Annotated in this window: 18 protein-coding genes; 15 read left to right on the top strand and 3 right to left on the bottom strand. The window is 71.6% G+C overall.

Features of this window, described 5'->3' with window-relative positions:
* Positions 1-127 precede the first annotated feature (127 nt).
* From ruvX to AB0B02_RS13925, 8 genes are all read left to right on the top strand, one after another.
* Positions 128-601, top strand: coding sequence for a Holliday junction resolvase RuvX (ruvX, locus tag AB0B02_RS13960; protein WP_281939704.1), 474 nt, complete (start codon positions 128-130; stop codon positions 599-601).
* Complete coding sequence (mltG, locus tag AB0B02_RS13955) at positions 585-1,787, top strand: endolytic transglycosylase MltG (protein ID WP_357300358.1); 1,203 nt, start codon at positions 585-587, stop codon at positions 1,785-1,787. Before ruvX ends, mltG begins: the two co-directional genes overlap by 17 nt.
* Positions 1,787-2,596 (top strand): shikimate dehydrogenase, encoded by an 810-nt coding sequence (locus AB0B02_RS13950; RefSeq protein ID WP_357300356.1) that lies wholly within the window; start codon positions 1,787-1,789, stop codon positions 2,594-2,596. The genes mltG and AB0B02_RS13950 overlap by 1 nt, the downstream gene beginning before the upstream one ends.
* A gap of 57 nt (positions 2,597-2,653) precedes the next feature.
* Positions 2,654-2,842: a hypothetical protein gene (locus tag AB0B02_RS13945; protein WP_357300354.1), complete on the top strand. Its 189-nt coding sequence runs from the start codon at positions 2,654-2,656 to the stop codon at positions 2,840-2,842.
* 164 nt (positions 2,843-3,006) lie between these two features.
* A complete protein-coding gene (locus tag AB0B02_RS13940; RefSeq protein ID WP_357300352.1) occupies positions 3,007-9,120 on the top strand; it encodes an RHS repeat-associated core domain-containing protein in 6,114 nt (2,037 codons plus the stop codon).
* Between the two features lie 171 nt (positions 9,121-9,291).
* Positions 9,292-9,651 carry a hypothetical protein gene (locus tag AB0B02_RS13935; RefSeq protein WP_357300349.1) on the top strand — a complete coding sequence of 120 codons (360 nt, stop codon included), beginning with the start codon at positions 9,292-9,294 and terminating at the stop codon, positions 9,649-9,651.
* Between the two features lie 164 nt (positions 9,652-9,815).
* Positions 9,816-10,994 (top strand): chorismate synthase, encoded by a 1,179-nt coding sequence (aroC, locus tag AB0B02_RS13930; RefSeq protein ID WP_357300347.1) that lies wholly within the window; start codon positions 9,816-9,818, stop codon positions 10,992-10,994.
* On the top strand, positions 10,991-11,500 hold the full coding sequence (locus AB0B02_RS13925; RefSeq protein ID WP_281939713.1) for a shikimate kinase: 510 nt from the start codon (positions 10,991-10,993) through the stop codon (positions 11,498-11,500). The genes aroC and AB0B02_RS13925 overlap by 4 nt, the downstream gene beginning before the upstream one ends.
* On the opposite strand, the gene AB0B02_RS13920 is transcribed toward AB0B02_RS13925, so the two are convergent.
* Together AB0B02_RS13920 and AB0B02_RS13915 are read right to left on the bottom strand one after the other, a co-directional pair.
* Positions 11,490-12,290, bottom strand: coding sequence for a cytochrome c oxidase assembly protein (locus AB0B02_RS13920; protein WP_281939715.1), 801 nt, complete (start codon positions 12,288-12,290; stop codon positions 11,490-11,492). The two genes, AB0B02_RS13925 and AB0B02_RS13920, sit on opposite strands and share 11 nt — an antisense overlap.
* Complete coding sequence (locus tag AB0B02_RS13915) at positions 12,269-12,769, bottom strand: DUF2243 domain-containing protein (protein WP_281939717.1); 501 nt, start codon at positions 12,767-12,769, stop codon at positions 12,269-12,271. Before AB0B02_RS13915 ends, AB0B02_RS13920 begins: the two co-directional genes overlap by 22 nt.
* A 92-nt stretch (positions 12,770-12,861) precedes the next feature.
* Between AB0B02_RS13915 and aroB the strand changes: the two genes are divergently transcribed.
* From aroB to nusB, 4 genes are read left to right on the top strand one after another with little or no spacing between them, the layout of a single operon-like run.
* Positions 12,862-13,938 (top strand): 3-dehydroquinate synthase, encoded by a 1,077-nt coding sequence (aroB, locus tag AB0B02_RS13910; RefSeq protein ID WP_281939718.1) that lies wholly within the window; start codon positions 12,862-12,864, stop codon positions 13,936-13,938.
* Positions 13,935-14,381, top strand: coding sequence for a type II 3-dehydroquinate dehydratase (gene aroQ, locus AB0B02_RS13905; RefSeq protein ID WP_281939720.1), 447 nt, complete (start codon positions 13,935-13,937; stop codon positions 14,379-14,381). Before aroB ends, aroQ begins: the two co-directional genes overlap by 4 nt.
* Before the next feature lie 44 nt (positions 14,382-14,425).
* Entirely contained in the window at positions 14,426-14,983 is a 558-nt protein-coding gene (gene efp, locus AB0B02_RS13900) for an elongation factor P (protein ID WP_281939722.1), read from the top strand.
* 23 nt (positions 14,984-15,006) lie between these two features.
* A complete protein-coding gene (gene nusB / locus AB0B02_RS13895; RefSeq protein ID WP_199199890.1) occupies positions 15,007-15,417 on the top strand; it encodes a transcription antitermination factor NusB in 411 nt (136 codons plus the stop codon).
* Between the two features lie 65 nt (positions 15,418-15,482).
* Here nusB and AB0B02_RS13890 read toward each other — a convergent pair whose 3' ends face one another.
* Positions 15,483-15,971: a helix-turn-helix domain-containing protein gene (locus AB0B02_RS13890; protein WP_013285505.1), complete on the bottom strand. Its 489-nt coding sequence runs from the start codon at positions 15,969-15,971 to the stop codon at positions 15,483-15,485.
* A 286-nt stretch (positions 15,972-16,257) separates the two neighbouring features.
* Here AB0B02_RS13890 and pyrR point away from each other — a divergent pair, with 286 nt between their 5' ends.
* Genes pyrR through AB0B02_RS13875 form a run of 3 tightly spaced genes read left to right on the top strand, consistent with a single transcriptional unit; the run spans position 16,258 to position 19,098 of the window.
* Positions 16,258-16,842 (top strand): bifunctional pyr operon transcriptional regulator/uracil phosphoribosyltransferase PyrR, encoded by a 585-nt coding sequence (gene pyrR, locus AB0B02_RS13885; protein ID WP_281939725.1) that lies wholly within the window; start codon positions 16,258-16,260, stop codon positions 16,840-16,842.
* Positions 16,843-16,897: 55 nt separating this feature from the next.
* Entirely contained in the window at positions 16,898-17,824 is a 927-nt protein-coding gene (locus tag AB0B02_RS13880; RefSeq protein ID WP_281939726.1) for an aspartate carbamoyltransferase catalytic subunit, read from the top strand.
* Entirely contained in the window at positions 17,821-19,098 is a 1,278-nt protein-coding gene (locus tag AB0B02_RS13875; protein ID WP_281939727.1) for a dihydroorotase, read from the top strand. Before AB0B02_RS13880 ends, AB0B02_RS13875 begins: the two co-directional genes overlap by 4 nt.
* Positions 19,099-19,100 lie beyond the last annotated feature (2 nt).

The raw sequence follows: 19,100 nt of genomic DNA, 5'->3' as shown, positions 1-19,100 counted from the left end.
GCACCGAGCGAAGCGAGGGCCGTGAGCGTATGCCCGGCCGTGCCGCATGAGCGAACGCACCGATCGATGCCAGGGCGGACCGGATGGTCCGCCCTGGCCCGTACCGGCTGAAGGAGGTGCCCGGCAGATGCCTGAATTCGACCGTGGTGTCCGGTTGGGGGTGGACGTCGGCCAGGTCCGCGTCGGGGTGTCCCGGTCCGACCCGCACGGCATCCTCGCCACCCCGCTTGTCACGCTGGCCCGGGACCTGACCGCCGAACCGGACACGGTGCCCGCCGACATGGCCGCGCTGGTCCGGTTGGCGGCCGAGCACGAGGCGGTCGGGATCGTCGTCGGCCTCCCGGTCAACCTCGCCGGAAAGCACGGGCCGGCGGCGGCGAACGTATCGGCCTATGCCACCCGTTTGGCCGATGTAATGGGGCCGATTCCGGTGACGCTGACGGACGAGAGGATGTCGACCGTCGTCGCGAGTCGTAGGCTGGCCGAGCGGGGCGTCCGGGGAAAGCGTCAACGAGCGGTGGTCGACCAGGCCGCCGCGGTGGAGATTCTGCAGAGCTGGTTGGACGCACAGCGGAGGCGGACGGATGATCGACGATCTTGATCTGGGCTTCGACGAGCAGGACAGGGGGGAGAAGGGCCGGCACCGGCGCGGCGCGGTGCGCCGCCGTCAGGGCAAGTCCGGCGGCAGCCGGGGCAAGACCCTCCTCGCGCTCGCGCTCGCGCTGATCCTGCTCGGCGGCATCGGTGGGGGCGCCTACTACGGCTTCGACCGTATCCAGAACTACTTCGTCACCCCCGACTACGACGGCTCCGGCACGGGCGAGGCGATCGTCGAGATCAAGCAGGGCGCGCTGATCGCCGACATGGCCGACGCGCTGGTGGCCGCCGACGTGGTGAAGAGCACCAAGGCGTTCATCGAGGCCGCCGAGGGGAACGCGCGCAGCAAGAACATCCAGCCCGGCACGTACAAGCTGCGCAAGCAGATGAGCGGCGACGCCGCGGTCACGGCCATGCTGGACCTGAAGAACAAGATCGTCAACGGGCTCACCATCCCCGAGGGGCTGACCGCGAAGACGGTTTACAAGCGGCTCTCCGAGAAGACCGACATCCCGGTCAAGGACTTCGAGACCGCGGCGAAGGACCCGGAGGCGCTGGGCGTGCCGGACTGGTGGTTCAAGCGCTCCGACGGCAAGAAGATCAAGCCCTCGATCGAGGGTTTCCTGTACCCGGACACCTACGAGATCCCGCCGAAGGCCACCGCTGAGACGGTGCTCAAGCTGATGGTGGAGAACTTCCTCACGGTCACCGGCGAGATGAAGTTCGCCGAGAAGGTGCAGGCGGAGCGGGGTGGCATCACTCCGTACGAGGCGCTGACCGTTGCATCGCTGGCCCAGGCTGAGGCGGGCAACAAGGATGATCTGGGCAAGGTCGCCCAGGTGGCCTACAACCGGGTCTACAAGGGCAACTTTGACTGTGGGTGCCTCGAGATGGACGTCACGGTCAACTACTACCTGGAGCTGACCGGGCAGAAGACCAAGACGTCCAAGGAGATGACCGCCGCCGAGCTGGACAACCCGAAGAACCCGTACAACCGCAAGCTGCGCGGCCTTGTGCCGACGCCGATCAACAACCCGGGCAAGGAAGCTCTCCAGGGGGCGATGGATCCCCCGCCGGGCAAGTGGCTCTTCTTCGTGGCGATCGACAGGCAGGGGCACTCGGCCTTCGCCGAGACCTACGCCGAGCACCAGCGCAACGAACAGAAGGCCAGGGAGGCCGGGATCATCTGATGGCCGCCCCACACCGCGCGGCGGTGGTCGGCCGTCCGATCGCCCACTCGCTCTCCCCGGCGATCCACCACGCCGGGTACGCGGCGGCCGGGTTGACCGGCTGGTCGTACACGACGATCGAGGCCGGCGCGGACGAGTTGCCCGGCCTGGTCGCGGGCCTCGGCCCGGAGTGGGCCGGGCTGTCGGTGACCATGCCCGGCAAGGAGGCGGCGCTCGCGCTGGCCGACGAGGTCTCGCCGGTCGCCGCCGCGGTCGGGGCCGCCAACACGCTGGTACGCCGACCCGACGGCACCTGGTACGCGGACAACACCGACGTGACCGGCATGGTCGAGGTGCTCACCGGCGCCGGCTGCGTGACCGGTGCGGTGGTGACCGTGCTCGGCGCCGGCGGCACCGCCCGGGCGGCGATCGCGGCGGCGGCCCGGATCGGTGCGGCCGAGGTGACCGTGGTGGCCCGCCGGCCCGAGGCGGTCGACGAGCTGCGCCCGGTGGCGGCGGCGGTCGGGGTGCCGCTGGCCGGCGCGGAGTGGGACGGCGCGCCCGCGCACGCCCGCGCCGACCTGGTGATCTCCACCGTGCCGAAGGGGGTCGCCGACCCGCTCGCCGACAACTTCGACTGGCGGCCGGAGACGGTGCTGTTCGACGCGTTGTACGACCCGTGGCCGACGCCCCTGGCCGCGGCGGCGCTGGCCGCCGGGTGCCGGGTGATCTCCGGCCTCGATCTGCTGCTGGCCCAGGCGGTCGGCCAGTTCGAGCACTTCACCGGCGTCGCCGCCCCCCGTGCCGCGATGCGCGCCGCTCTGCGGTGAGGCGGGTTCCACCGCACCGCTGGGTGGATAAGGAAGCAGTTGGGTCGTTGTGCCCGGGTGGGTGACGATGAATCGGAAATCAATAGTCGTCGTTTAGCTTCGGCCCTCAGGGCGTTGTTGAAACTTATTTCCGCAGCAATTCCGGCGACTGTCACCAGTGGTGATTATTTCTTCCTGCCGTCCCTGCTTTCGCTGCTCAGGGCCGGGCATCAAGGGCTCGTCGAATCACGCAGAGTTGCTTATTGACGCTCGTCTTCGAAGGACCGTAGCGTTCGGCCCACTATCAGCCCTAAGAACACGGGGGAGGGCCTAGAGTGGCTCCTGCGCGCGCGAAAACAGTCCTGTCACTACGAAGATGGAATCGGTTCGTCGGTTCCCGATCGGGACGGGTCGCCACCGTGGCCCTGGCCATGAGCCTGGCGATGACGCTGTCCGACCTGCCCGTGCGGCGGGCGGAGGCGGCGCCCAAGCCGAAGCCGGCCGGCGCACTGGAACGACCCGACGAGATGGCGGCGCTGGTCACCGCCCGGATGACCGGCCGGGACGTTCGCATCACCGGCATGACGACCGAGTCCGCCGAGTACCTCGCACACCCGAACGGCCAGATCGAGGCGAAGGTCCACGCCGGACCGGTCCGGATGCGCAGGAACGGCGGCTGGACGCCGATCGACCTCACCCTCCAGCCCGCCGCCGACGGCTCCGTGCAAGCCGTGGCGCACCCGCTCGACCTGCGGATCTCCGGTAAGCGTTCCGGCGCGGGCGAACTCGCCGCGGTCGGCGCCGGCGCCGGCCGGTTCGCGCTCGGTTGGCCGGGCGCGTTGCCGACGCCGGTCCTCGCCGAGAACCGTGCGACCTATCCCGAGATCGCCCCGGGGATCGACCTGGTCGTCGAGGCGACCCGGACCGGCTTCTCCCAGTTCCTGACCGTCAAGAGCCGCGATGCGGTCGACCGCCTGCCCTCGCTGGCGCTTCCGCTGACCGGCAAGGGCCTTTCCTCGTTCACGCAGGACCCGGCGGGCGGCCTAACTCTGCTCAACGCCAAGGGCAAGCCGGTCGCCACGGTCCCCGCGCCGCAGATGTGGGACGCCCGGCGTGCCCCCGGTTCTGAGGAGCCGACCCGCCGCGCGATGGTCAGGACGAAGGCGGAGCGCCCCTCGGCGGGTGCCCGCGCCGCCGCTCCGAACGGGCTCACCATGCGGTTGCAGCCCGACCTGGCCTGGTTGAAGGACCCGGCCACGCAGTACCCGGTCACCATCGACCCGCAGATCAACCCGCTCTACACCTCCTTCGACACCTATGTGAAGGAGGGCGACACGGTCGACCGCGGCGGGGCGAACGACCTCCAAGTCGGCCTGCTGGCCGGCTCGCCCAGCGTGAAGTCGCGCGCGTTCGTGAACTGGCCGGTCTCCGCGCTCGCCGGCAAGCAGATCACCGGGGCGACGGTCTACTTCTGGAACTTCTGGTCCAACACCTGCACCGCGAACTCCTGGGAGATCTGGACCACCGGCGCCGCCTCCTCGGCGACCCGGTGGGGCACCCAGCCGAGCTGGATCCAGAAGGAAGCGACCTCCACCCAGACCAAGGGCTTCTCGGCGACCTGCGACGACGGCTGGGTGAGCGTCAGCGGCACCAGCTTCTTCCAGCGGGCCGCCACCGCCGGCCAGTCCACCGCCTACATGGGCGTGCGGGGCACCGACGAGACGAACGCCAACAGCTTCAAGCAGTTCCGCTCCCGGAACGCGGTCGACAGCAGTCAGGTCCCGTACGCGGTGGTGACCTACAACTCGTACCCGACGGTCGGCACCCGCTCGACGGTGCCGTCGACGGCCTGCGTCACCGGCGCCTCCCGACCGACCGTCAACACCGCCACGCCGCAGCTCAAGTCGATCATCTCGGACGCTGAGGGTTCGACGGTGAAGGCCGAGGTCGAGTGGTGGACGCTGACCGGCACCACCAAGCTGGGCAGCACGATCACGGCTACCGCCGCCTCCGGCAGCACCTTCAGCGCCACGGTGCCGGCCGGCGTCATGACCAACGGCTCGTCCTACAAGTGGCGGGTACGCGGCAACGACGGCTCGGTGGACGGCGCGTGGTCGCCGTTCTGTGAGTTCACCGTGGACACGTCGATCGGCGCCCCGCCGATCGTCAGCTCCTCGACCTACCCGGAGAACCAGTGGGGTGGCGACGCGAACGTCGCCGGCAACTTCACGTTTGACCCGAACGGCATCGCCGACGCCGCCGCGTACGAGTACAGCCTCGACGTGCAGCCGCCGAACAAGGTGGTCAACGCGCCGTCGCCGGGCGCCGCTGCCACGGTGAGCATCACGCCGCTCACCCCGGGCTGGCACAACGTCTGGGCGCGTACCCGGGACTCGGCCGGCAACGTCACCGCGCTGCGCAGCTACCCGTTCAAGGTCGGCTCTGGGGCCCAGGACTCCCCGAAGGATGGTGACGTCTCCGGCGCCAAGGTGGCGCTCGCCGCCACGGCCGCACCGTCCTTCGTCGACGTCACCTACCAGTGGCGCCGCGCCGGCTCGGACGCCTGGGTCACCATCCCGGCGGGGCACGTCAGCTACGCCGTCGGCGGAGGGCCGGTCACCTGGCCGGTCGCCCTGACCAGCGGCACCGCGCCGAAGCTGAACTGGGACGTCGCCGCCACGCTCGCCGCGGTCGACGCCAACGGCATCCCGCGCGACGGACCGGTGCAGGTCCGGCCCTACTTCAACCTGAGCAACTACGGGGCGCCGGCCGACCAGGTCAAGTTCCGCTTCGACCGGAACCTCGCCTCGGCCGACACCGTCCAGGTGGGGCCCGGCTCGGTCAACCTGATCACCGGCAACTACCAGATCTCCGCTCCGGACGTCTCGGCTGCCGGGTTGTCCATCTCCCGCACCGTCAACAGCCGGCAGCCGCTCGGCCTCGATCCGCTCTTCGGTCCGGGCTGGGTCTCCGGTCTGGTGGTGTCCGACGCGGAGGCGCCCTACACCAGGCTGACCACCTACGGCAGCCTGGTCCAGGTGAAGCTCCCGGACGACTCGTCGATCGGGTTCACCAAGGTCGACAGCGCCGGGGTCAACTACGAGCCGCAGGTCGGCGCGGAGTCCTACAAGCTGACCTTCAGCTCGGCCGCCAACACCTTCACCCTCGCCGACGAGAAGGGGAACGTGGTCACGTTCACCCGGACCTCGACGGACCCGGCGAACGTCTGGACCCCCACCTCGGTGACGCCGCCGGGGTTGGGGAGCGCCACCACCTACTCCTGGGAGAAAGTGACGCTGGGGACCAACGACGTCATGCGGCCGACCCGTCTGCTGTCCCCGGTGCCGGCCGGCGTCAGCTGCACCACGCTGGTCCGTGGCTGCCGTGCCCTGACCTTCACCTACGCCACCACCACCACGGCCATCGGCCTCGGTGACGGTCAGTGGGGCGACTACGTCGGCCGGGTGAAGCAGATCTCCTACACCGCCTGGGACCCGGACCTGTCCACCCCGGCGATGCGGACCGTCGTGCTGGCCCGCTACACCTACGACAACAGCGGCCGGCTGCGGAGCGTGCACGACCCCCGGCTGGACTACACCGACGGGAGCGGGCCGCACTCGCTGCGGACCGTCTACTACTACGACTCGAACGGCATCATCGTCTCGCTGACCCCGCCGGCCCAGCAGCCGTGGCAGTTCTCGTACACCACCACGCCGAGCGACCCCGGCAAGGGCCGGCTCCACAAGGTGACCCGGTCGGCGTTGACCGCGGGAACCTCCGTGCAGACGGTCGTCTACCAGGTGCCGACCTCCGGCAGCGGCGCGCCGTACGACCTGTCCGGCGCGCAGACCGCACGGTGGGCGCAGGCGGAGCCACCGACCGACGCCACGGCCGTCTTCCCGGCCACCGAGGTGCCGACCGGCGACCCGAGCACCGGTACGCTGCCCAGCTCCTACCAGCGTGCGACGGTCACCTACCTGGACGCCAACGCCCGTGTGGTCAACATGGCCGAACCGGGTGGGCGCGTCACCGCCACCTCCTACGACCGGTACGGCAACGTCGTGCAGGAGTTGACCGCCGGCAACCGCCAGCGGGCCCTGGACGCGTCACCAGGCGACACCGCCAGCGCCGAGGCGCAGCTCGCGGCGAAGCTGGCCACCTTCAACGTCTACTCCACCGACGGCCAGTTGCTGCTGGAGACGTTCGGCTCGGAGCATGACGTGATGCTCGACTCCGGCACGGTCGTGCGCGGTCGACAGCACGCCCGGCTCACCTACGACCAGGGGGCGCCGAGCAGCGGCGGGCCCTACAAGCTGGCGACCACCGAACGGTCATCGGTCAGCTATGTCAGCGCCGGACAGACCCTGGACGCGGACACCCGCACCACCACCACCGACTACGACTGGACGCTGCGCCAGCCGGTCAGGGTCACCGTCGATCCGGGCGACCTGGACCTGGTCACCCGAACGGGCTACGACAGCGAGGGGCGCGTGGTCAGCACCACGGCCCCGGCCGGTGGCAGCGTGGACACCACACCGGCGACCCGGGTCACGGTCTACTACCGGGCGGCGGCCAACGCCACCTACCCGGAGTGCGGCAACCGGCCGGAGTGGGACGGCCTGGTCTGCCGCACGCAGACCGGCGGTCAGCCCGAGTCCGGGCCGGAACTACCGGTCACGGCCGTCACCTACGACATGTTCGGGCAGCCGCGCCGACAGACGGTGAAGACCGGATCGGGTGAGCTGCGGCGGACCGACCTCACCTACGACGCCGCCGGGCGTCAGTCGGAGATGTCGGTGACCGCGGCCGGTCTGGGCACGGCGCTGGAGAAGCGGCGCACCATCTACGACCAGGCCAGCGGGCAGGCGGTCCGGAGCCAGACGGTCAACGGCTCCGGGACGGTGACGGCGGAGATCATCCGCGAGTACGACAGCCTGGGCCGGATGGCCTCGTACACCGACGCCGACGGCACGGTCACCGCCAGCACCTTCGACATCGCGGGCCGGCCGGCCACCGTCAATGACGGCAAGGGCACCCGGACCTTCACCTTCGACGGCGGCAGCGAGCGACGCGGCCTGCCGACGTCGGTGGCGGACACCCAGACGGGCACGTTCACCGCCAGCTACGACAACGATGGGATCCCGGTCAGCCAGACCTGGCCCAACGGACTCGTGGTGAACCTGACCACCGACGAGAGCGGCGCGGCCCGCGGCATCACCTACACCAAGCCGGGCTGCGGCCAGAGCAACTGCACCCTCTACAGCGAGACGGTCACCGCCAGCGCCCACGACCAGTGGCGCAGCCGCTCGTCGACCCTGTCCTCGCAGGTCTTCAGCTACGACCAGGCCGCCCGGCTCACCGGCGTGGCGGACACCGTGGCCGGCCAGTGCAGCACCCGCGGGTACGGCTTCGACGAGGCCACCAACGGCACCAGTCAGGTGGCGTACGGCCCGGCGACGGGCGGCGCCTGTCAGACGACCACGGCCGGTGCCAGCCGGGAGTGGAGCTATGACAGCGCCGACCGCACCACCGGGACCGGCTACACCTACGACGCGCTCGGCCGGACGCTGACCCAGCCGGCCGTCGACCTCGCGGTCTCCGGTGCCGCGGAGAGCACCATGACCTACCACGTCAACGACATGGTGCGCAGTATCACCCGAGGCACCCGCACCACCACCTACAACCTGGATGTCGTGCCCAACCGGATCCGTTCCTGGACCGACACCGCAGACAGCCTCACCCGGATCAACCACTACAGCGCCGACGGTGACAGCCCGAGCTGGACCGACGAGGGCGGCGGCCGGCACTCCCGGGCCATCAGTGGGCTCGCCGGCATCGCCGGCCTGTTCACCAGCACCGTCGGTGTCGTCTGGCAGATCACCAATCTGCACGGCGATCTCGTCGCTGGGATGACCGAAACCGGCGTCGGGCTGGCCTACACCAGCGAGTACGACGAGCACGGCAACGCGCGCAATCCCGCGGACGCCGGCACCCGACGCTACGGCTGGCTCGGCACCCACCAACGCGCCGCCGACACCCCAGACGGCTCGATCCTCATGGGCTCCCGCCTCTACAACCCCAGCACCAGCCGATTCCTCTCCACCGACCCGATCTACGGGGGCAACTCCAATCCGTACGAATACGGCACCGGCGACTCGGTCAACAAGGAAGACACCACCGGCAATCTGTCGTGCTGGCGTACCAGCCTCAGCTCCCGCAAGTGGTACTACTGGTGGGGCGGCTGGGGCGGCTACCGCGTCGACTGGAACTTCCAGTGCTACATCTCCCACAGTGACGTGAGGTTCCTGACCAGATGGGGCTTCGCGTACGCCATCATCGGCGCGATCGCGGCCGTCTTCTCCGGGCCGGCCGGGGCCGCGTTCGCCGTCGCGGCCGGTGCCATCGCCTGGTTCGTCTGGGAGTACAGCGAACGGTGCACCCGGAAGCGGGGAGCGTACGTCAACGGGTACTTCCGCTGGTGGACGAACCGCAACCGGCAGTACCAGTGGGGATATGGCTGGACCACCAGCAAGTTCTGTGCCTAGGCCGACAGTGGAGTTTGGAGAGGCGGGCGGATGAAACCACGGGTCGACGTCTGGTTGGCCGGCCGAACGGCCGGTGAGCTGACGCCCGCGCCGAGATCGATCATCGACGGCAGTGAGGCGGCCACCGTGGCGCGCGTCTGCTGCCTGGGCCGGTACGGGTCGAGTCGGTCCGTGGTCAGCCTCCCGGTGGGTGTGGCTGCGGCCGAGCGGCTCACCCGGACCTGCCGGACGGAGACCATCTGGCGGCGCAGGGTGTTCCCGGCGGTGCTCGTCGCGGCGGTTCTGCTCGTCGTCGCGTTCGTCGTCGACTCGGTGCGCGACGACGCGCGGCACACGGTGGTGACACTGCTGGTGGCGCTCGTGCTGGCGGTCGTGGTGCTGGCCGGAAGGCTCGCGCTGAACCTGCGGCGTTCACCGCATCATCCGAGGGAGGTGAAGGGCGACGTCTATCTCCGGGACGTCGACCGGGAGGCGGTCGAGATCTGGATCGGCCTGAATCCCGCGGGGGCCATCAAGATCATTGATGGCTGACGGATCCGCGGTACACGGATAGGTGACACCAGATCCTGGGTGGGCGTCGGTCGACGCCCACCCAGGATCGGTGCGGCGCTCGACGTCGAAACGCGGGTGTCCGTAGAGCGGGACGTGGTGGGCAGCGCATCGGCGGGGCCCCGGCGCGTGACACACTGGCCGCTGTGTTGCGCTGGCTGACTGCAGGTGAATCGCACGGACCCGCCCTCGTCGCGCTGATGGAGGGGGTGCCCGCCGGCATCGAGGTGACCACCACCGAGATCGGCGACGAGCTGGCCCGCCGCCGGCTCGGCTACGGCCGGGGTGCCCGGATGGCGTTCGAGCAGGACGAGATCGAGATCATCGGCGGGCTCCGGCACGGCGTGACGCTGGGCAGCCCGGTGGCGATCCGGGTGGGCAACTCCGAGTGGCCCAAGTGGCAGACGGTGATGGCCGCCGACCCGGTCGACCCGGAGGAGCTGGCCGCGCAGGCCCGCAACGCGCCGCTGACCCGCCCCCGGCCCGGCCACGCAGACCTGGCCGGCATGCAGAAGTACGGCCACACCGACGCCCGGCCGATCCTGGAGCGGGCCAGCGCCCGGGAGACCGCCGCCCGGGTCGCCGTGGGCACGGTCGCCAAGGCCCTCGTCCGGCAGGCGCTCGGCGTCGAGATCGTGTCGCACGTGGTGGAGCTGGGGCCGGTGGCGGCGAAGCCGGGCCTGCGCCCGACTCCGGAGGACGCGGCGCGGATCGACGCGGACCCGCTGCGCTGCCTCGACGCCGAGGCGAGCGCCCGGATGGTCGCCGAGGTCGACGCCGCGAAGAAGGACGCCGACACGCTCGGCGGCGTGGTCGAGGTGCTCGCGTACGGCGTGCCGCCGGGCCTGGGCAGTCACGTGCAGTGGGACCGCAAGCTCGACGCCCGGCTGGCCACCGCGCTGATGTCGATCCAGGCGATCAAGGGCGTCGAGATCGGCGACGGGTGGCAGCAGGCGCGTTCCCGTGGCTCGGAGGCGCACGACGAGATCATCCCCAGCGCCACCGGCGTGCGTCGGGTCACCGACCGGGCCGGCGGCCTGGAAGGCGGCATCACCACCGGCGAGCCGCTGCGGGTGAAGGCGGCGATGAAGCCGATCTCGTCGCTGAACCGCGCGCTCGCGACGATCGACGTGACCACCGGCGAGCCGGCCACCGCGATCAACCAGCGCTCCGACGTGTGCGCGGTGCCGGCGGCGGCGGTGGTCGCCGAGACCATGGTGGCGCTCGTGCTGGCCGAGGCCGCGGTGGAGAAGTTCGGCGGCGACTCGGTCGCCGAGATGCGCCGCAACCTGGCGAGCTACCTCGACAGCCTGGTGGTCAAATGAGCACGAGGCCGGTCTGCGTGCTGGTCGGGGCACCCGGCTCCGGCAAGACCACGGTGGGCACGGCGCTCGCCGCCGCGCTCGGCGTCGACTTCCGGGACACCGACACGGACATCGAGCGCCTGGCCGGCAAGCCGATCCCGGAGATCTTCGTCGACGAGGGCGAGGACCACTTCCGTACGCTGGAGCGGGCCGCCGTGGCGGCGGCGCTGGCCTCGCACGCCGGTGTGCTCGCGCTCGGCGGCGGCGCGGTCCTGGCCGAGGAGAACCGGGCCGCGCTGATCGGCCACACGGTGGTGCACCTGTCGGTGGAGTTGTCGGACGCGATCCGGCGGGTCGGGCTGGGCGCCGGCCGGCCACTGTTGGCGTTGAACCCCCGGGCCACCCTCAAGTACCTGCTGGACCAGCGCCGCCCGCTGTACGCCGAGGTGGCGACCGCGACCGTGGTGACCGACGGCCGCGCGCCGGAGGAACTGGCCGCCGAGATCGCCGCCCTGCTCAAGCCCTGACCGGCGCGGCGCCGGGCCGGGTGGCCGGGTGGCGGGCGGGGCGTTCCGGCCGCCAGGTGGCGAGCAACGCGAGCGCGAGGGCGATCTCGGCCAGGTCACCGAGGTAGTACATGAGCGTGGCGCCGGCCCGCAGCTCGGCGCCGGTGGCCGGCACGTCGAGCACGCCGGCGTAGAGCAGTTGGGCGAGCGTGGCGTGGGCGGCGACGCCGGCGCCGAGCACCACGAGGCGTACCGGCACCCGGGGGCGGTGCGGCCCGGGGTCCGGCCCGGCGACGGACCAGGCGAACAGGAAGCCGCTGAGCAGGAAGTGCGCCTGCACCAGCGTGTGCAGCAGCGGGTTGTCCAGCGTCGCCCGGTAGAGCGGGGTGAGGTAGAGCAGCCACAGCCCGCCGGCGGTGAGCAGCAGGCCGGTCACCGGGTGGCCGAGCACCCGCGCGGCCGGGTGCCGCAGCAGGTGGACCAGCCGGCGTGCGGTGCGCCGGTCCAGGGTGCGCAGCAGCAGGGTGACCGGCGCGCCGAGCACCAGCGCCAGCGGCGCCAGCATGCCGATCAGCAGGTGCTGCCACATGTGCCCGACGAGGTCGTCGCCGGGCGCGAGCAGCCCCGCCGCCACGAGCAGCGTGCCCAGCCCGAAGCTGACGGTCCGCCGGTGCGCCCAGCCGGGGCCGCCCGGGTCGCGCAGCCGCAGCGCGGCGGCCAGGTAGGCCCAGAACATGACCGCCGGGAGCAACGCGGTCGCCGGGAAGCCGCCGGCGTGCCCGGCGTGGCTCACCGCGTCCGCGGCGCGCACAGGTCGATCGCGTCGGCCCGCCGCTGGATCGCCCAGCCGACCGCGACCAGGAGTACGCCGAGCGCCAGGAAACCGAGATCCCACCAGGTCTGGTACGGGCCGGTGCGGACGTGGTGGATGCCGAGCAGGTGGTGGTCGACGACGCCCTCCACCAGGTTGAACAGGCCCCAGCCGACGAGCACCCAGCCCCAGAGCATTCCGGAGCGCCAGAGCCGGCCCCGGGAACGGGTCACCCGGGCGTAGAGCAGGGCCAGCCCGGTCAGCACCGCCACCCAGGTGACGACGTGGAACAGGCCGTCCCACAGCGTGTTCATCTGCAGGCCGGGCACGGTGTCGACCGGGTAGTCCCGGATCCCCACCCGGTCGGTCGCGGTGCTGCTGAGCATGTGGTGCCACTGGAGGACCTGGTGCAACGCGATGCCGTCAACGAAGCCACCGAGGCCGACGCCGAGGATCGTGGCGGGAAGACGGATGCTCATTCCGCCGCCCTACCCGGGGCGGGGCCGGACAAACGCCCCACGGAGTGGACAGTCGCCGCGCCGGGGGCGGGCGCTGGACTAGGCTGCCGGCGATGGACGAGGTGACCCGGATCCCGGTCGGCGGCGAACGGCCGTACGACGTGCTGGTGGGACGCGACCTGCTCGACCCGCCGCCCGAGCTGCTGCCCGGCGCGGAGCGGGTGGCCTACCTGTACGCTCCGCCGCTCAAGGCGCTGGCCGAGCGGCTCGCCGAGCGGGCCCGCGCCGACGGTGTCACGCCGCTGCTGGTGGAGGTGCCGGACGCCGAGGCGGGCAAGCACGTCGACGTGGCCGCCGCCTGCTGGGACCGGCTCGGCGCGGCCGGTTTCACCCGGACCGACGCGGTGGTCGGGGTGGGCGGCGGCGCGGTGACCGACCTGGCCGGCTTCGTCGCGGCCAGTTGGCTGCGCGGGGTGCGCTGGGTGCCGGTGGCGACCTCGCTGCTCGGCATGGTCGACGCGGCGGTCGGCGGCAAGACCGGGATCAACACGGCCGCCGGCAAGAACCTGGTCGGCGCGTTCCACCCGCCGGCCGGCGTGCTCTGCGACCTGGCGACGCTGGACGCCCTGCCCCCGGCCGACCTGGCCGCCGGGATGGCCGAGGTGGTCAAGTGCGGCTTCATCGCCGACCCGGTGATCCTCGACCTGGTCGAGCGGGACCCGACGGCAGCGCTGGACCCGGCCGGCCCGGTGGTCCGTGAGCTGGTCGAGCGGGCGGTGCGGGTCAAGGCCGACGTGGTCGGCGGTGACCTGCGCGAGTCCGGGGTCCGCGAGGTGCTCAACTACGGGCACACGCTCGCCCACGCGATCGAGAAGGTGGAAGGGTACCGCTGGCGGCACGGTCACGCGGTCGCCGTCGGGCTGGTCTACGCCGCCACCCTCGCGCGGCTCGCCGGCCGGCTCGACGACGCCACCGCGCGCCGGCACCGGGACGTGCTGACCGCGCTCGACCTGCCCACCGGCTACCGGGCGGACGCCTGGCCGGAGCTGCTCGCCGCGATGCGGGTGGACAAGAAGGCCCGGGGGAGCCGGCTGCGGTTCGTGGTGCTGGACGGCCTGGCCCGCCCGGCCATGCTGGAGGCCCCGCCGGACGAGCTGCTGGCCGCGGCCTACCGGGAGATCAGCTCGTGAGGGCGTACGTGCTCAACGGGCCGAACCTGGGCCGCCTCGGCACCCGCCAGGTCGACGTGTACGGCGTGACCAGCTACGCCGACCTGGTCGCCCTGTGCGAGCGGACCGGGCGGGAGCTGGGGCTGGACGTGGTGGTCCGGCAGACCGACGCCGAGCACGAGCTGCTGGGCTGGCTGCACCAGGCGGCGGACGAGGAGGCGGCGGTGGTGTTGAACCCGGCCGCCTGGTCGCACTATTCGATAGCGGTCCGGGACGCCTGCGCCATGCTGCGTGGCCCGCTGGTCGAGGTGCACATCTCCAACATCCACGCCCGGGAGGAGTTCCGGCACCACTCGGTGGTCTCGGCGGTGGCCACCGGCGTGATCTGCGGCCTGGGCGTGGACGGCTACCGCCTGGCCCTGCACCACCTCGCGCAGCGCGCGAGTCCGATTCGACACAGCTAGTAGACTTGGTGGGTCTGTCCGCCAATTGATGATCAAGGCAGGAAATGGCCACCACCAACGACCTGAAGAACGGCCTGGTACTCAACCTGGACGGCGAGCTGTGGGCCGTCGTCGAGTTCCAGCACGTCAAGCCCGGTAAGGGTGGTGCGTTCGTGCGTACCACGCTGAAGAACGTGCTGTCCGGCAAGGTGGTCGACAAGACCTTCAACGCGGGCACCAAGGTCGAGACCGCCACCGTCGACAAGCGCACCATGCAGTACCTGTACGCCGACGGCGAGGACTACGTCTTCATGGATCTGGAGACGTTCGACCAGATCACCGTGATGGGCGGCACCGTCGGCGAGGCCGCCAACTACCTCCTCCCGGAGGCCGAGGCGACCGTCGCCACCCACGAGGGCGTCCCGCTCTACATCGAGCTGCCGACCTCGGTCGTGCTCGAGGTCACCTACACCGAGCCGGGCCTGCAGGGTGACCGGTCCACCGGCGGCAACAAGCCGGCCACGGTCGAGACCGGCGCCACCGTCCAGGTGCCGCTGTTCATCACCACCGGCGAGAAGATCAAGGTCGACACCCGCGACGGCCGTTACCTCGGCCGAGCCTGATGGCTGAGGGTCCGAAGCAGCAGATGCCGGCGCGCCGCAAGGCGCGCAAGCGGGCGCTGGACGTGCTCTTCGAGGCCGACCTGCGGGACCGGCCGCCGGTCGAGGTGCTCGCCGGCTACCTGGAGCGGATCGAGCAGCCCCGCCCCGACCACCTCGGCTACGCGGTCGGGCTGGTCGAGGGCGTCGCGGCGCACCTCGACCGGATCGACGAGATCATCGCCAGCTACGCCGAGGGGTGGACGCTGGACCGGATGCCGGTGGTCGACCGCAACCTGGCCCGGATCGCCGTGTACGAGTTGCTCTACGTCGACGAGATCGACGACGCGGTGGCGATCAGCGAGGCCGTCGAGCTGGCCCGGCAGATGTCGACCGACGACTCGCCCCGCTTCCTCAACGGCATTCTCGGCCGGATCGCCGAGTACGCCAGCCGCTGAGGCTCCGCACCTGGTGACCACGAAGGGCCCGTGCCGGACGGCACGGGCCCTTCGTGGCGCGTGGCTCAGGAGGCGAAGAACGCCCGCGGGTCGGCGACCAGCACACCGTGCTCGGTGAGCCGCTCGATCAGGCCCGACGGTGAGGCGTCGTAGACGATCGCGAGGGCCCGCAGGTCGTCGGCGCGGATGGAGAGCACCCGGCCGTTGTAGTCGCCGCGCTGCTGCTGAATGGCGCGGGCGTACCGGGCGACGTAGGCCAGGTCCTCGGAGGCCTCGTCGTAGAGCCGCTCCAGGTCCAGCACGATCTTGCTGGTGGGCTCGTGACGCACCCCGCTGCCGTCGGGCAGCAGCTCCGAGACGGGAACGCGGTAGAAGTCGGCCAGCTCCGCCAGGCGGGACACGGTGACGGCGCGGTCGCCGCGCTCGTACGAGCCGACCACCACGGCCTTCCACCGCCCGTTCGACTTCTCCTCCACCCCCTGCAGGGACAGGCCCTGCTGCTGGCGGATGGAGCGCAGGCGGGCGCCCAGCGACTTGGCGTATTCAGAGGGCATTCGGACACTCCCAGTGCTGCTCGGGGTTCTCCCAGCTATCGCTACGGAGCGTGACGGTACGGGGATTGCGACAACTGGTCAAGTGGTGGTGTCGGGGACGTTCGACAGGCCGGTGTGGCTTGTCCGCATTTCGCCGGGCTGACCGGCAGGTCAGGACCGGCGGCAGCGGGGCCGGTGACCGCTGGTAACGTGGCGTGGAGCCCCGGTCCGGGCCCCGCGCGGGCCCGCCGGAGTCGATAGACGTCCTTTAACGACCCGTCCCGTGAGGCGGGGAAGGAGGTCCGCCGTGGCCTACCCACCGGCTGCCCATTCGTCGCCGCCGCGACAACCCTCGGTGAAGGTGATCCTCGCCGCCGCCGACGTCTCGCGGGTGGTCGACCGCATCGCCCACCAGATCCTGGAGAAGACCCAGGGCGCCGCCGACACCGTGCTGCTCGGCATCCCCACCCGGGGTGTGCCCCTGGCCCGCCGCCTCGCGGCCCGGATCAGCACGTTCGAGGACGTGACCGTTCCGGTGGGCGTGCTCGACATCACGCTCTACCGCGACGACCTGCGCCGGCACGCCACCCGCGCGGTCGGCCCGACCGACCTGCCGCCGGGCGGGATCGACGGCCGGCGGGTCGTGCTCGTCGACGACGTGCTCTTCTCCGGCCGTACCGTGCGGGCCGCGCTGGACGCGCTCAGCGACGTCGGCCGCCCGGCCTCCGTGCAACTCGCCGTCCTGGTCGACCGCGGCCACCGCCAACTGCCGATCCGCGCCGACTACGTGGGCAAGAACATCCCCACCGCGTTGGCCGAGAACGTCAAGGTCACCCTCGCCGAGACCGACGGCGCCGACGAGGTACGGCTGTACGGAGGGGATTCCCGGTGAGCGCGAGGAGTGCAGCGAAGCGGAGCCCCGCAGTCGCGAACGAAGGGCCAGTTCGATGATCCGGCACCTGCTCTCCGGCGCCGACCTGGACGCCGACACCGCCACCCTGGTCCTGGACACCGCCGCCGAGATGGCGACCGTGGCCGGCCGGGAGGTCAAGAAGCTGCCCGCGCTGCGCGGGCGCACCGTGGTCAACCTGTTCTACGAGGACTCCACCCGGACCCGGATCTCGTTCGAGGCCGCCGCCAAGCGGCTCAGCGCCGACGTGATCAACTTTTCCGCCAAGGGCTCCAGCGTGGCCAAGGGCGAGAGCCTGAAGGACACCGCGCTCACCCTCCAGGCGATGGGCGCCGACGCGGTGGTGGTCCGGCACCCCGCCTCCGGCGCGCCGCACCGGCTGGCCGACTGGGTGGACGGGTCGGTGGTCAACGCCGGCGACGGCACCCACGAGCACCCCACCCAGGCGCTGCTGGACGCGTACACCATGCGGTCCCGGCTGGGCCGGCTCGCCGGCCTGCACGTGGCGATCGTCGGCGACGTGCTGCACTCCCGGGTGGCCCGCTCCAACGTGCTGCTGCTCACCACGCTCGGCGCCAAGGTCACGCTGGTCGGCCCGCCGACGCTCATCCCGGTCGACATCGCGACCGCGCTCGCCCCCGGCATCGACGTCTCCTACGACCTCGACAGCGTTGCACCCGGTGTGGACGTGGTGATGATGCTGCGGGTGCAGCGGGAGCGGATGAGCGACTCCTACTTCCCGTCGGCCCGCGAGTACGCCCGGCGCTACGGGCTGGACGGGCCGCGCATGCGCCGACTGCCCGAGCACGCGATCGTCATGCACCCCGGCCCGATGAACCGGGGGATGGAGATCACGCCCGAGGTCGCCGACTCACCCCGCTCCACCATCGTCGAACAGGTCGCCAACGGGGTCTCCGTGCGGATGGCCGTCCTCTACCTGCTGCTCGGAGGGAACAACCGGTGACCGCGTACCTCATCACCAACGTCAGCGTCGTCGGCGGCGAGCCGACCGACCTGCTCATCCGCGACGGCGTGGTGGCCGAGACGGGCCACGGGCTCGCCGCGGACGACGCCACCGTCATCGACGCGACCGGCCTGGTCGCGCTGCCCGGCCTGGTCGACCTGCACACCCACCTGCGCGAACCCGGCCGGGAGGACGCCGAGACGGTCGAGTCCGGCTCCCGGGCGGCGGCGCTCGGCGGCTACACGGCGGTCTGCGCGATGGCCAACACCTCGCCGGTCGCGGACACCGCCGGCGTGGTCGAGCAGGTCTGGCGGCTGGGCCGGGAGGCCGGCCTGGTCGACGTGCAGCCGATCGGCGCGGTCACCGTCGGGCTGGCCGGCGAGCGCCTGGCCGAGCTGGGCGCGATGGCCGACTCCGCGGCCCGGGTGCGGATCTTCTCCGACGACGGGCACTGCGTCGCCGACCCGCGGCTGATGCGTCGCGCGCTGGAGTACGTCAAGGCGTTCGACGGGGTGATCGCCCAGCACGCCGAGGAGCCCCGGCTCACCGAGGGCGCGCAGATGCACGAGGGTGAGGTCTCCACCCGCCTCGGCCTGACCGGATGGCCGGCCGTGGCCGAGGAGGCGATCATCGCCCGGGACGTGCTGCTCGCCGAGCACGTGGGCAGCCGGCTGCACGTCTGCCACGTCTCCACCGCCGGCAGCGTCGAGGTGCTGCGCCAGGCCAAGGCGCGCGGCGTGCGGGTGACCGCCGAGGTGACGCCGCACCACCTGCTGCTGACCGACGAACGTGCGGAGAGCTACGACCCGGTCTTCAAGGTCAACCCGCCGCTGCGCACCGCCGCCGACGTCGCCGCGCTGCGCACCGCGCTGGCCGAGGGCGTGATCGACATCATCGCCACCGACCACGCGCCGCACGCCGTGGAGGACAAGGAGTGCGAGTGGGCGTACGCCCGGCCGGGCATGCTCGGCCTGGAGACCGCGCTCTCCATCGCGCTGGACGTGCTCGGCCCGCGGTGGGACCTGATCGCCGAGCGCATGTCGCGGGTCCCGGCCCGGATCGCCGGGCTGGCCGGACACGGCCTCGACCCGGCCCCCGGCGTGCCGGCCAACCTGACCCTTGTCGACCCGGCGGCCCGGCGCGTGATCGAGCCGGCCGAGCTGGCCAGTCGCAGTCGCAACACCCCGTACGCCCGCATGACGCTGCCGGGTCGCATCGTGGCGACCTTCCTGCGCGGCGAGCCGACGGTCCTGGACGGAAAGGCTGTCAAGTAGAT

The sequence above is a fragment of the Micromonospora sp. NPDC049240 genome, assembly GCF_040647835.1.
Taxonomy (GTDB): domain Bacteria; phylum Actinomycetota; class Actinomycetes; order Mycobacteriales; family Micromonosporaceae; genus Micromonospora.
The sequence above is the reverse complement of the archived record's forward strand: the minus strand, read 5'-3'. Positions and strand labels throughout refer to the sequence as shown.

Bases quoted from the DNA above. Each gene is read 5' to 3' on its own strand.
- AB0B02_RS13880 (WP_281939726.1), top strand. From the start codon at position 16,898: ATGATCCGGCACCTGCTCTCCGGCGCCGACCTGGACGCCGACACCGCC.
- AB0B02_RS13890 (WP_013285505.1), bottom strand. From the start codon at position 15,971: ATGCCCTCTGAATACGCCAAGTCGCTGGGCGCCCGCCTGCGCTCCATC.
- AB0B02_RS13940 (WP_357300352.1), top strand. From the start codon at position 3,007: ATGAGCCTGGCGATGACGCTGTCCGACCTGCCCGTGCGGCGGGCGGAG.
- AB0B02_RS13950 (WP_357300356.1), top strand. From the start codon at position 1,787: ATGGCCGCCCCACACCGCGCGGCGGTGGTCGGCCGTCCGATCGCCCAC.
- nusB (WP_199199890.1), top strand. From the start codon at position 15,007: ATGCCGGCGCGCCGCAAGGCGCGCAAGCGGGCGCTGGACGTGCTCTTC.
- efp (WP_281939722.1), top strand. From the start codon at position 14,426: ATGGCCACCACCAACGACCTGAAGAACGGCCTGGTACTCAACCTGGAC.
- AB0B02_RS13915 (WP_281939717.1), bottom strand. From the start codon at position 12,769: ATGAGCATCCGTCTTCCCGCCACGATCCTCGGCGTCGGCCTCGGTGGC.
- mltG (WP_357300358.1), top strand. From the start codon at position 585: ATGATCGACGATCTTGATCTGGGCTTCGACGAGCAGGACAGGGGGGAG.
- AB0B02_RS13925 (WP_281939713.1), top strand. From the start codon at position 10,991: ATGAGCACGAGGCCGGTCTGCGTGCTGGTCGGGGCACCCGGCTCCGGC.
- aroB (WP_281939718.1), top strand. From the start codon at position 12,862: ATGGACGAGGTGACCCGGATCCCGGTCGGCGGCGAACGGCCGTACGAC.
- ruvX (WP_281939704.1), top strand. From the start codon at position 128: ATGCCTGAATTCGACCGTGGTGTCCGGTTGGGGGTGGACGTCGGCCAG.